Raw genomic sequence first — 12,426 nt, 5'->3', positions numbered from 1 at the left:
TTGCGATGGCTTAAGAGCCATGCCAACAGCACCTGAAGACGGGGAGTGAGCAGCATGTCTGACGATTTCGAACTGGATACCGATGATCTGAAACGGCGCATGGACGGCGCCATGTCCAACCTCAGAACTGAATTTGCCTCGCTCAGAACCGGGCGGGCCTCGGCCTCGATGCTGGAGCCGGTGATGGTGGATGCTTATGGGTCAATGACGCCCATCAACCAAGTGGGTACCGTGAACGTGCCGGAACCGCGGATGGTAACGGTTAATGTTTGGGACAAAGGCTTGGTCGGTAAAGTCGAAAAAGCTATTCGGGAAAGTGGGTTGGGGATCAACCCTCAGCTGAACGGTACGATCATCATGCTGCCGATCCCGGAACTGAACGAAGAACGCCGTCGTGAGCTGGGCAAGGTTGCCGGTCAGTACGCCGAGCATGCGCGGGTTTCGATCCGCAACGTGCGCCGTGACGGGATGGACCAGATCAAGAAAGCCAAGTCGGACGGTATGTCCGAGGATGACCAGAAATTCTGGGAAGCCGAGGTTCAGGATCTGACCGACGAGATGATCAAGGCCGTCGATTCTGCACTTGAGACCAAGCAAGCCGAGATCATGCAGGTCTGAGTCCCGGATATGCGCAAAGCCCCAGATACCGAGACTGTGGCCGGGCCGCGCCATGTCGCCATCATCATGGATGGCAATGGACGTTGGGCGCAGGCGCGGGGGCGGCCTCGGCTTTTCGGCCACCATGCGGGTGCGCGGCGCGTGCGCGAGGTGGTCGAGGCTTGTCCGGGGCTGGGCGTTAAATATCTGACGGTTTTTGCCTTTTCGACCGAGAACTGGAAACGGACGCAGGCCGAAGTTGCCGGGCTGATGAGCCTGTTCCGCCGCTATATCATCAAGGAAACCCGGACCCTCAAGGAAAACGGGATTCGCGTGCGCTTTATCGGGGATCGGGTTCGACTGGATTCCAAGCTGACGAACCTGATGGACATGCTGGAAGAGGAAACCAGAGATAACGATCTGGTGCACCTGACCATCGCCCTGAACTATGGCGGTCGTGATGAGGTGGCGCGCGCAACCAAGCGTTTGGCACGCGACGTGGCCGAAGGGCGGTTGCGCCCCGAGGATGTGGATGAAGAGACGCTGCCTAAGTATCTGGATACCCACGTTCTTCCTGATCCTGATCTGGTCATTCGCACCAGCGGCGAGGCGCGGATTTCCAACTTTTTGCTGTGGCAATCGGCCTATTCGGAGTATGAATTCATCGACACGCTGTGGCCTGATTTCACCGCAACCGAACTCGAACGGCTGTGCCGGAGTTTCGGCTCGCGCGAGCGACGGTTTGGAGCCGTTCCCGCATGACGGACAGCCGTTGGTCTGATCTGACCGCCCGAGTGCTTTCGGCGGCTGTACTTGTGGCGATTGGTGCTGTCGAGGTTTGGCTGGGCGGTTTATGGTTTGAAACCTTCATCGCCGTTGCCTGCGGTCTGATGACCTGGGAGCTGGTCCGGATGATCGACCAGGACAAAACCGGACTTGCGGTGCAGCTTGGAATTCTGACCGGTGTCGCGGTTCTGATCAGTTATCACGTACCGCCACTTTACAAGCTGCCATTTCTGGTGGCCCCGGCGCTGGTTGGGGCAGGGCAGGTCAGCCGCTCCAAAGGCATCTATGCGTTGTTTGCCATCTGGATCGCCGCCTCGGGGCTGGGCTTTATCGCGATCCGCGAAAACATGGGTTTTGTCTGGATGGTCTGGCTGATCTCGGTCGTCGTGGCGACCGATGTGGCAGGGTACTTTGTCGGCAAAGCTGTCGGCGGGCCCAAGTTCTGGCCGCGCGTCAGCCCCAAGAAAACCTGGTCGGGAACCGCCGGTGGCTGGGCCGCCGCCGCCGTGGTGGGCATTGTGTTTGCCGCATATGGCGGGTTCGGAGCCACGTTCGTTTTGATCTCGGTTCTGGCGTCGATGGCCAGTCAGGCGGGCGACATTGTCGAAAGCGCGACCAAGCGGAAGTTTGGGGTCAAGGACAGCTCGAACCTGATCCCAGGCCATGGCGGGTTCCTGGATCGGTTCGACGGCATGATGGGGGCGGCTCTGTTCGTTCTGATCGCGGGGCTGTTCTATGGCCCCGGCAGCATGTGATGCGTATGGCGATCTCTGGGCCTTTGCCCCGGATCACATTTGCGATGGGTCGACCTGTGGTTGTCTTACTATTATGGGGCGTGGGGCGGCTTGATGTTTCCAGCGCTAAATTGAACCTTGATAACGCCTTAAACACGGGCCATTTGGCAGATAACAGCGACACAACCTCCGCCATTCAGTCAGCAGGATAAAAACTTGGACTTCATTTCTCTGATCCCTTCCTTCGGCAACCTGCTTTACACTGTCGGCGCGTTCGTGATCGCGCTGTCGGTGATCGTAGCGGTCCATGAATACGGCCACTATATCGTGGGCCGTTGGTCCGGCATCCACGCCGAGGTGTTCTCGATCGGATTTGGCCCTGTTTTGCTGAGCCGCGTCGACAAGCGCGGGACACGCTGGCAATTGGCAGCATTGCCCTTTGGGGGTTATGTGAAATTTCTGGGCGATGCCAATGCCGCGTCTGGCAAAGACGAAGAGGCGATGGAGGAAATCAGCCAGCAAAGCCCCGAGGAACTGCGCCGTACAATGCATGGCGCGCCTTTATGGGCCCGTGCTGCAACGGTTGCTGCGGGCCCTGTGTTCAATTTTGTGATGTCGATTCTGGTGTTTGGCCTGATTTTCCTGTCGCAAGGTGTCACCAAAGAACCTTTGACCGTTGGCACACTGCACCCGCTGCCGGGCACAGTGCAAGAGCTGCGCGACGGTGATGAGATCGTTGCCATTGACGGGATCGCCGTGCCCGATTTCGATCAGCAAGGGGCCTGGGCGGATTTTACCGAAGCTCTGCCGGTCGAGCCTGCGCTAACCTATAGCGTGATCCGTGACGGGCAGGCTTTGGATGTGTCGGGCCCCTGGCTGTTTCCGCCGTTGATCCAACAGGTTGTTCCGCGCAGTGCAGCCATGGATATCGATCTGAAAGCCGGGGATGTGATTACTGCGGTCAACGGTGACAGCATTTTTGCGTTCGATCAGTTGAAGGATTACGTCGAAGGGTCGGACGGAAAGGCTTTGCTGTTGAATGTCTGGCGGGATGGGGCGGATCTTGAGTTCGCATTGGTGCCGCGTCGAACAGATGAGCCAACACCTGAGGGTGGCTTCGTAACCCATTGGCGTATAGGAATTGTCGGGGGAATGGCGCTTGAACCAGCGACTGAGCCTGCGGGTGTCTGGTCATCTTTGTCAGGCGGTGTCCAGCAAACATGGCGCATTGTCGATGGCTCATTGTCGGGGGTCTGGCATATGATCACCGGTGCGATCAGCACATGCAATATATCCGGTCCCATCGGAATCGCCGAGACTTCGGGTGCGATGGCCAGCCAGGGGGCCCAGAACTTTATCTTTTTCATTGCAGTTCTTTCGACTGCCGTGGGGTTGCTAAACCTGTTCCCGATCCCAGCGCTGGATGGCGGGCATCTGGTGTTTTACGCATATGAAGCCGTTACCGGCAAACCACCCAGCGATGGTGCATTGCGTATCCTGATGGGCGTTGGGGTGTCCTTGATTTTAGGGCTGATGGTGTTTTCGGTTACGAACGATCTGTTCTGCTGAATGTGACGCGGACCTCACGAAAAAGCCGCATTTCCGCCGCAATTCACGGTTAATTTATGCTGCGTTCTTCGTTTTGAGTCCGAGGGTCCTATGGCAAAGGTACTGCGAAAGTCTGCTGAAAGTGTCGGCTACCTGTTCGTGTTGAACTGGGACATGTTGTTGTTCTTTGGGGCCACGGCTGTCGCCATTGGCGGGTGGGCCTATCTGATCACCATGTGATTCTAAATCTCTGTTGTGAAAACCACACGAGGCGGCCCTAGCGGCCGCTTTCTGTTTTGGTCTTTTGACAAGATTCAATAATCTCGCTACTCAGCAATAAAGTCCAAAAATATTGGGTAGTGAAAAAAATGACTCATAGCCGAGGCGCGGGCACATCCTGCGGGGGACAAAAGCCAGAAAACAAGATTTTGTGGCGGTCACTAACGTTAATTTTCTTTTTGTCGATAGTAAGCTTTGCGCCCTTTCCACAAGCGGCCCGGGCGCAGACTTTCGTCATCAATTCGTTTGATGTCGAAGGCAACCAACGCATAGAAAGCTCGACCATCATCGCCCGAACAGGGATTGAACCGGGTCAGACAGTGACCGGTGGTGAGCTTAACGATGCCTTTCAGCGTTTGCTTGACAGTGGTGTTTTTGAAACAGTTGAGCTGACCCCGCAAGGCAACACGCTGCTGATCACGGTTGAAGAATATCCAACGATCAACCAGATCAGCGTCGAGGGGAACCAGCGCGTCAAGGACGATGTTTTGCTTGAGGCGATCACCTCACAGCCGCGCCGGGTATTCACCCCTCAAATGGCCGAAGCCGATGCCGATCTGATTGCCGAGATTTATTCGGCGCAGGGTCGTGTCTCGGCCACTGTTATTCCGCGCATCATCCGCCGTAACGACAACCGGGTCGATTTGGTCTTTGAAGTGGCAGAGGGAACAACGATCGAAGTTGAACGCGTCAGCTTTGTCGGCAACCGCGCCTACTCGGACCGGCGTCTGCGCCGTGTGCTGCAGACCAAGCAGGCCAACGTGCTTCGGACATTCCTGAGCGGTGATACATTCATCGCCGACCGGATCGAGTTCGATAAGCAGGTCATCCGGGATTTCTACCTGTCCCGTGGCTATGTGGATTTCCGGGTCAACAGCGCGAATGTAGAATTTACCCGCGAACGTGATGCGTTTTTCCTGGTGATGAACATCACCGAAGGGCAGAAATTTTCGTTCGGTCAGATCAGCACGGTCAGCGAAATTCCGGGCGTTGACCCGGCAGCTTACCAGGCGGCGTTGAAAATCAAGCCGGGTGTGACCTACACGCCTTCGCTGGTTGAAAACTCCATCGCCCGTATGGAGCGTCTGGGGATCAAACAGGGCGTCGACTTTCTGCGCGTGGAACCACGTGTCACCCGCAATGCGCGGGATCTGACACTGGACGTGCAATTCGTGCTGACACGCGGCCCGCGCATCTTTGTTGAGCGCATCGATATCGAAGGCAATACCACAACGCTGGACCGCGTGATCCGTCGTCAGTTCGACACCGTGGAAGGTGATCCCTTCAATCCGCGTGAAATTCGTCAGGCCGCCGAACGTATCCGTGCGCTTGGCTTCTTTACCGTGGCCGATGTTGAACCGCGCGAGGGTTCGACCCCCAGTCAGGTGATCGTCGATGTGGACGTGGAGGAGCAACCGACCGGCTCGCTGAGCCTGGGTGGTAGCTTTTCGGCTGCTGACGGTTTTGGTATTGCGGTTGGTCTGCGTGAATCCAACTTCCTGGGTCGTGGCCAGACGATTGGTCTCAACCTGTCGACAGCGCAGGACTCTGAGCAGTATACCATCAACTTCTCGGAACCCTATCTGCTGGGGCGCAGATTGCGCTTTGATCTGGGTCTGGGTCTGGCGACCACGAACTCAAGCTTCGCCAGCTATGACACCGATACATTGTTCTTCCGTCCTCAGCTAAGCTACGCGATTGGTGAGCTGTCCTCGCTGCGCCTGCGCTATGGCTGGGAAAACAGCGAAATGACCCAGCAGGATGACGAGATCAACGGTGCCGTCATCTCGTCGGAAATCGCACAGGGTGAACGGACAACTAGCCTGCTGGGCGTATCTTATGTCTATGACAGTCGTCTTGGTGGTCTGAACCCCAATGCAGGTGTTCTGTTCGAAGCGGGTGTCGATGCGGCCGGTCTGGGCGGTGACAATGAATTCTTCAAAACGACCCTGCGCAGCATTGCGCAGAAGCGGGTCTGGAACGAAGAAGTTGTTCTGCGCGCCACGCTTGAGGCCGGTGCGCTGCATTGGCGCGGCGGTGACTTTAGCCGTACAATCGACCGTTTCGTCCTTGGGCCCAGCGTGTTCCGCGGTTTTGAACCCGCTGGTATCGGTCCGCGCGATCTGTCGAACGGGCAGGACGATGCGATTGGCGGCAACTACTACTGGGTTGTTCGTCTGGAATCCGATTTCCCCTTGGGTCTGCCCGAAGAGTTGGGCCTGCGCGGTGGTGTCTTCTATGACTTCGGGAACCTCTACAACCTGAGCGATGTGAACACGGCAGGTGCTGATATCGTGGGCGAAGATGGCTCGATCCGTCACGTGCTGGGTGTCTCGGTGCTGTGGGAAACTCCGTTTGGTCCGCTGCGCTTTAACTTCTCGAAAGCGATCAAAAAGGAAGATTTCGACAACGAGCAGAACTTTGACCTGACGGTTCAGGCACGGTTCTGATCACGGATGCCGAAGACGTTTCTCATGAAACTACAGGGCCCTTTTTGGGCCCTGTGTACTTTTCTGACACTGGCCTGTGTGGCGCCCTTGCATGCACAGCAACTGGGTGTCCCGCAGAGCAGTGTTGTAACGCTGTCCACCGATCAACTGTTCACGGACTCTGCCTTTGGTCAGCGTATCCTGCGAGAGTTCGAGGCCGAAGGCTCGTTACTGGGCGAAGAAAACGAGCAGATTGTTGAACAGCTGAGCCGGGAAGAGAAGGACCTGACCGAACAACGTGCGACCTTGAGTGCGGAAGAGTTTCGCCCCTTGGCCGAAGCATTCGACGCCAAGGTACAGTCGCACCGGGAAAGCCAGCGCGCCAAGTTGGATGCACTGTCGCAGCGAAGCGAAGAGGCACGACAAACGTTCTATGAGCTGGTTCAGCCCATCCTGATCGACCTGTTGCGCGAATCCGGCGCATCGATCCTTATGGAACGGTCGAATGTAATCATCAGCCTTGAAAGCGCCGACATCACCGAGGCGGCGATTGCGCGGATCGACGCTGCAATCGGTGATGGCAGCACCGGCGAAACCGGGGCTAGCGAATAGGTTTGCTTGCCCTTGACGCGCGGTATTGCTAACCACGCGCAAATTGAAATCCAGAACGGGACGACTTCATCATGAGCACGGAAACCCAAAGCGCCGACATTCAGCTGATCCAGCGCATATTGCCGCACCGCTATCCGTTTCTGCTGGTCGACAAGGTGGTCGATATCTCGGGGTATCAGTCGGCAGTTGGCATCAAGAACGTCACCATGAACGAGCCGCATTTCCAGGGCCATTTCCCGGGAACTCCGATCATGCCGGGCGTAACGATTGTTGAGGCAATGGCGCAGACTGCGGGTGTGATGCTGGGCGTAGGCATGGACGTGATCGACAGCGAGCTGCTGATCTACTTCATGAATATCGACAAGTGCAAATTCCGCCGCAAAGTGATCCCGGGCGATGTGCTGGAAATGCACGTCGAAACCGTGCGCGGCAAGAAGGGCGGCAAAATCTTCAAGTTTGCCGGTCGCGCAACCGTTGAGGGCGAAGTGGCTGCCGAGGCGGAATTCTCGGCCTATGTTGACTGGGATATGGAAAAAACGACATGAGCGGCATTCATCCAAGCGCAATCATCGAAGACGGTGCGCAGGTCGGTGAAGGCTGTGTCATAGGACCGTTCTGTTATGTCGGCGCGCAGGTCAAACTGGGCGACAGGGTTGAGCTGAAGTCGCATGTTGTGGTGACCGGCGATACCTCGATCGGGGATGAGACAGTCATCTTCAATTTCTCGGTGATTGGTGAGATCCCGCAAGACCTGAAATTCGGAGGCGAAAATACCCGGCTTGAGATTGGCAAGCGCAACCGCATCCGCGAGCATGTGACAGTGAATACCGGCACCGATGGCGGTGGCGGTGTGACACGCATCGGGGATGATTGCCTGCTGATGGCCGGTGTGCATGTGGCGCATGACGTCCAGATCGGCAACCGTGTGATCATGGTAAACCACGCGGGTGCAGCCGGGCATTGCATCATCGAAGATGACGTGATCGTGGGCGGCATTTCGGGCCTGCACCAATGGGTGCGCGTGGGCCGTGGCGCGATCATTGGCGCGTTGACCATGGTGCCCAATGATGTGATCCCCTATGGCCTGGTTCAGGCTCCGCGGGGTGAACTGGACGGGCTCAATCTGGTCGGGTTGAAACGCAAGGGCGTCTCGCGCGAGGATATCTCGGCCCTGCGTGCGGCCTTCCGTGAACTCACGGACGGGGAAGGCACGTTTATGGAACGGGCGCACCGTGTCGGCGCAGACAACCAAAGCGAATATGTGCAACGGATCGTCGATTTCGTCACTGGACAATCGGATCGATCCTTCCTGACCCCGAGGAAGTAACCCATGCTGGCGCTGATTGCGGGAACGGGTGCTTTGCCGGACGAGGTGGTGAACCACCTGTCGGACCGGCCAATCGTCTGCGCGATGGAGGGGTTTACGCCCGACACGCTGACTCCGGATGTTGTCTTCCCGCTGGAACAGCTGGGCAGCTTCATCGCGGATATCAAATCGCGCGGCGTGACCGATATTTGTTTGGCGGGCGCAGTGCGGCGCCCGGCGATTGATCCGGCGCGTATTGATGCGGCGACAATGCCTTTGGTGCCCGTGTTGCAGCAGGCGTTGATGTTTGGCGATGACGGCGCGCTGCGTGCCGTGATCGGGATATTCGAGCAAGCGGGTCTGGCCGTGCGCGCCGCGCATGAAATCGCGCCGAGCTTGCTTCCGCAATTGGGCTGCCTGACCGAAGCACAGCCATCTGACGCTGAACTGGGCGACGCGGACCGGGCGGCGGGCATCCTGCGCGCCATGGGGGCAGCTGATATAGGACAGGCATGTGCCGTATCCAAAGGGCAGGCGCTGGCGGTGGAAAGTATCTTTGGTACCGACTGGATGCTGCAATCCCTGACCCAGCGTCCCGATGCGGGCGGAGGGGTCTTGTTCAAAGCCCCGAAACCCGATCAGGATCGCCGCGCCGATCTGCCCACCATTGGTCCTGATACCGTGGCAGGCGCGGTCGCGGCAGGGCTGACCGGGATTTTCATCGAAAAGGGTGGCGTTATTGTCCTGAACCAGGAACAGGTCATCGAGGACTGCAATCGTCTGGGCTTGTTCTTATACGTGCGAGAGCGGGCCAGCTGATGAAAGTATTCGTGGTCGCCGGCGAACCTTCGGGCGACCGACTGGGCGGTGCGCTGATGGAGGGGCTGCGCAGCCTAGTGCCAGATGTGCAGTTTGATGGGGTCGGCGGGCCACTGATGCAGGCGCAGGGTTTGGACACCCTTTTTCCCATGGCCGAGCTTTCGGTGATGGGACTGGTAGAGGTGCTGCCCAAGTTCTTCCACCTCAAACGCCGGATCGCCGAGACGGCGCAGGCCGTTTTGGACACGCAGCCAGATGTGCTGATTACGATCGACAGTCCAGACTTCTCGCTGCGCGTTGCAAAGATCGTCAAAGCGCACAGCAATATTCGCACTGTACATTACGTCGCCCCCAGTGTCTGGGCCTGGAGACCGGGCCGGGCGGATAAGATGGCCAAGGTCATAGACCATGTCCTTGCGCTGCTTCCGTTTGAGCCGCCCTATATGGAACGTGCCGGCATGGAGTGCGATTTCGTCGGCCATCCCGTCGCAACCGAGCACGTGGCCACGCAAGACGATATTCAGGCGTTTCGTGCAGCATATGGTCTGGGTGATGCACCGATCCTTCTGGCGCTGCCCGGCTCACGCGGTGGAGAGGTCGCACGGCTTGCTCCGGTGTTTGGTGAGGCACTGAAACTCTATCTGAATGACCGGCCAGATGCGCGTGTGGTTGTGCCTGCGGTTGCGCATATGATTGAAACAGTGTCGCAGCATGTCCAAAGCTGGCCGGGTGATCCTGTTGTCGTTGATCCGCGCGATATGCCGTCGGATCAGGCGGTCAGCCAGAAACGCGCGGCATTTGCAGCCGCGGAACTGGCGCTGGCGGCGTCCGGGACTGTTTCGCTTGAGCTGGCGGCGCAATCCACGCCGATGGTGATTGCCTACAACCTCAACTGGCTCACCACCCTGATCGCCAAGAAAATGGTCAAGCTGGATACGGTGACGCTGGTTAATCTGGTTTCAGAAACCCGAACCGTGCCTGAATGTCTGCTGGATGAGTGCCAGCCCGACAACATTGCATCGGCGCTGAAGGCGGTTGCCGCGTCCCCGAATGCGCAGCAAGACGCGATGGCCGTTACCATGGAGCGTTTGGGACGTGGGGGCGAAGCCCCCGGACTGCGCGCAGCCAAGGCCGTGTTGAACCGGATGGGCGCGTGATGCTGGATTTCGTGCTGTTTGGGCTGTCGGCTTTTATGGCGCAGGTTCTGACCAATCTGGACAACCTCGCAGCGCTGCTGGCGTTGTCGCTGGTGTCGGGTGCCAAACGGTCGGTCACCGGGTTCCTTTTGGCACAGGTCATAGTGATTGGGGCCGCGTTGCTGCTGGCCCTTGGGGTTGATGATGTGGTACCCCATTGGGCCGGGTATCTGGGCCTGATCCCGCTGAGCCTGGGTGCGCTGGCCCTGATCCGGCGCAAAATGGGCGCAGAAGCTGACGCGAACCCAAAGCTGGACACCGGAGCATCGGTGATCATGGTGACGCTACTGTTTATCAGCCTGTCGATGGACACCTTCGCCGTGCTTGCGCCATTGCTGGCGGATTCTGCACCGGGCTTCCGATCTGCTGGTGTCATCGGAGCAGGCTGCGCTGCGGCGAGTCTGGCCTCAGTCGCGATGTTGGGGGCAAAAGCCCCTTTCATGAGCGGAACCCTGGCCCGCCGGTTAGAGAGCCTTGTGCCCTATGTAATGATTTGCGCCGGGCTATATATCCTCAGCAACTCGTGGACGGACGCGGTTTAGTACCCGCGCCAGATCCAGCCACCACCAAAGATGCGGCTGCCCTCTGAAGCATAGAACACACAGGCTTGCCCGGGCGAGACACCTTCTTCGGGCGTCAGCAACTCGATCTCGGCAGTGGTGTCCGAGAGGGGGCGGATAATCGCCTCACGCGGGGGGCGGGTCGAGCGGACTTTGACCTTCAGGTGCCATTCCTTGCGCGACGTGAACGGCTCATCCCCCAGCCAGTTGATCTCACGCACAGGAATGGTGCGGGTGGCCAGCATCTCTTTGGGGCCAACGACGACCTGTTTCTTGTCGACGTCCAGCTTGACCACATAAAGCGGCTCGCTCAGGCCACCGATCCCCAAACCGCGGCGCTGACCGATGGTGTAGTGAATCACGCCATCATGCTGGGCCAATACACGACCATCCGCGTGGACGATCTCACCCGGTTCCGCAGCGCCAGGGCGCAGCTTCTCGATCACGCTGGCATAGTTGCCATTGGGCACGAAACAGATGTCCTGACTGTCGGGTTTGTCCGCCACGGCCAGCCCGTATTGTGCCGCCATCTCTCGGGTTGCGTCCTTCGAGGGTAGGTGGCCCAGCGGAAAGCGCAGGAAGTCCAGCTGTTCGGGCGTGGTCGAGAACAGGAAGTAGGACTGATCGCGGTTCGCATCCTCGGCGCTGTGCAGTTCGGGGCCGTTGGCACCCATCATGCGCTGAATATAGTGACCGGTGGCCATGCAATCCGCTTCAAGGTCCTTGGCGGTTTCCAGCAGGTCCTTGAATTTCACCCGCTCATTGCAACGGATGCAGGGAACAGGGGTCGCACCCGCAAGATAGCTGTCGGCGAATTCATCAATCACGGCGTCCTTGAAGATATTCTCATAATCCAGAACGTAATGCGGAAACCCGCGCTCCTCGGCCACGCGGCGCGCGTCGTGGATGTCGATCCCCGCACAACACGCGCCTTTTTTGGCCAGCGCCGCGCCATGGTCGTACAGCTGCAACGTGACGCCCACGACATCATAGCCCTGATCGGCCAGATGGGCCGCCACAACGGAACTGTCCACGCCACCGGACATGGCCACAACCACCCGTGTTTCCGACGGGGGTTTGGCAAAGCCAAGCGAGTTCAGCGGTGTCTCGGTATCGAGGGCCATGATGATTCCAGCGCGGGTTAAGAAAGACCGGCAGAATATAGGAAAATTCTACACACTCTCAAGGGGCGGTTTCACCCTGCATTAAGTAGGCTGGTGTCAGCTTTGTCGCAGCACGAAGAGGACCGAAAGATGTATTTGCACAAAGTAGAGGGACCAAGGTCTGTAACCCTGCCGGATGGAACGGTTTTATCCCGGGCGGACTTGCCCCCAAAGGACACGACCCGGTGGGTCGCATCGCGCAAGGCAATCGTAGTGCGTGGGGTCGTCTATGGGTTGATCTCCCTGTCGGACGCCAAAAAACGCTATGGGCTGAGCGATGAAGAGTTCAATTCCTGGGTTTCTGCTGTGGCAGAGCACGGAACCGAGGCTTTGAAGGTCACAGCGTTAAAAAAATATCGACAACCTAAAGGTGAAAGTGAATAAATGATTCAACGGT

14 protein-coding genes are annotated in these 12,426 nt (G+C 58.1%); 13 read left to right on the top strand and 1 reads right to left on the bottom strand.

Annotated features, from left to right (window positions below; genetic code table 11):
- Positions 1–54: 54 nt before the first annotated feature.
- The 12 genes from frr to ACRZ94_RS00685 all read left to right on the top strand — a co-directional run bounded on the left by frr (position 55) and on the right by ACRZ94_RS00685 (position 10,848).
- The gene (frr, locus tag ACRZ94_RS00740) at positions 55–618 is read left to right on the top strand and encodes a ribosome recycling factor (RefSeq protein WP_480651151.1); all 564 of its coding nucleotides are present in this window, start codon (positions 55–57) and stop codon (positions 616–618) included.
- A 9-nt stretch (positions 619–627) separates the two neighbouring features.
- The gene (locus tag ACRZ94_RS00735) at positions 628–1,359 is read left to right on the top strand and encodes an isoprenyl transferase (RefSeq protein ID WP_480651153.1); all 732 of its coding nucleotides are present in this window, start codon (positions 628–630) and stop codon (positions 1,357–1,359) included.
- Positions 1,356–2,138: a phosphatidate cytidylyltransferase gene (locus ACRZ94_RS00730; protein WP_480651154.1), complete on the top strand. Its 783-nt coding sequence runs from the start codon at positions 1,356–1,358 to the stop codon at positions 2,136–2,138. The genes ACRZ94_RS00735 and ACRZ94_RS00730 overlap by 4 nt, the downstream gene beginning before the upstream one ends.
- A gap of 195 nt (positions 2,139–2,333) precedes the next feature.
- Complete coding sequence (rseP, locus tag ACRZ94_RS00725) at positions 2,334–3,686, top strand: RIP metalloprotease RseP (protein ID WP_480796459.1); 1,353 nt, start codon at positions 2,334–2,336, stop codon at positions 3,684–3,686.
- A gap of 90 nt (positions 3,687–3,776) precedes the next feature.
- Positions 3,777–3,905 (top strand): hypothetical protein, encoded by a 129-nt coding sequence (locus tag ACRZ94_RS00720; RefSeq protein WP_480651157.1) that lies wholly within the window; start codon positions 3,777–3,779, stop codon positions 3,903–3,905.
- A gap of 128 nt (positions 3,906–4,033) precedes the next feature.
- On the top strand, positions 4,034–6,394 hold the full coding sequence (gene bamA / locus ACRZ94_RS00715) for an outer membrane protein assembly factor BamA (RefSeq protein ID WP_480796458.1): 2,361 nt from the start codon (positions 4,034–4,036) through the stop codon (positions 6,392–6,394).
- Positions 6,395–6,418: 24 nt separating this feature from the next.
- A complete protein-coding gene (locus tag ACRZ94_RS00710) occupies positions 6,419–6,985 on the top strand; it encodes an OmpH/Skp family outer membrane protein (protein ID WP_480651161.1) in 567 nt (188 codons plus the stop codon).
- 71 nt (positions 6,986–7,056) lie between these two features.
- Positions 7,057–7,530, top strand: a complete 474-nt coding sequence (gene fabZ, locus ACRZ94_RS00705; RefSeq protein ID WP_480651163.1) for a 3-hydroxyacyl-ACP dehydratase FabZ — start codon at positions 7,057–7,059, stop codon at positions 7,528–7,530.
- The gene (gene lpxA, locus ACRZ94_RS00700) at positions 7,527–8,312 is read left to right on the top strand and encodes an acyl-ACP--UDP-N-acetylglucosamine O-acyltransferase (protein WP_480651165.1); all 786 of its coding nucleotides are present in this window, start codon (positions 7,527–7,529) and stop codon (positions 8,310–8,312) included. Before fabZ ends, lpxA begins: the two co-directional genes overlap by 4 nt.
- Positions 8,313–8,315: 3 nt before the next feature.
- Positions 8,316–9,110: an LpxI family protein gene (locus tag ACRZ94_RS00695; RefSeq protein WP_480651167.1), complete on the top strand. Its 795-nt coding sequence runs from the start codon at positions 8,316–8,318 to the stop codon at positions 9,108–9,110.
- Positions 9,110–10,267, top strand: a complete 1,158-nt coding sequence (gene lpxB, locus ACRZ94_RS00690) for a lipid-A-disaccharide synthase (protein WP_480796457.1) — start codon at positions 9,110–9,112, stop codon at positions 10,265–10,267. Before ACRZ94_RS00695 ends, lpxB begins: the two co-directional genes overlap by 1 nt.
- A complete protein-coding gene (locus ACRZ94_RS00685; RefSeq protein ID WP_480796456.1) occupies positions 10,267–10,848 on the top strand; it encodes a cadmium resistance transporter in 582 nt (193 codons plus the stop codon). Before lpxB ends, ACRZ94_RS00685 begins: the two co-directional genes overlap by 1 nt.
- Here ACRZ94_RS00685 and mnmA read toward each other — a convergent pair.
- The gene (mnmA, locus tag ACRZ94_RS00680) at positions 10,845–11,990 is read right to left on the bottom strand and encodes a tRNA 2-thiouridine(34) synthase MnmA (protein ID WP_480796455.1); all 1,146 of its coding nucleotides are present in this window, start codon (positions 11,988–11,990) and stop codon (positions 10,845–10,847) included. The two genes, ACRZ94_RS00685 and mnmA, sit on opposite strands and share 4 nt — an antisense overlap.
- A gap of 129 nt (positions 11,991–12,119) precedes the next feature.
- Here mnmA and sciP point away from each other — a divergent pair, with 129 nt between their 5' ends.
- Positions 12,120–12,413: a CtrA inhibitor SciP gene (gene sciP / locus ACRZ94_RS00675; RefSeq protein ID WP_480796454.1), complete on the top strand. Its 294-nt coding sequence runs from the start codon at positions 12,120–12,122 to the stop codon at positions 12,411–12,413.
- Positions 12,414–12,426 lie beyond the last annotated feature (13 nt).

Source organism: Ruegeria sp. CH10, from assembly GCF_056537125.1.
Note: the sequence above shows the minus strand (reverse complement) of the source record. Positions and strands in the feature narration are given on the sequence as shown.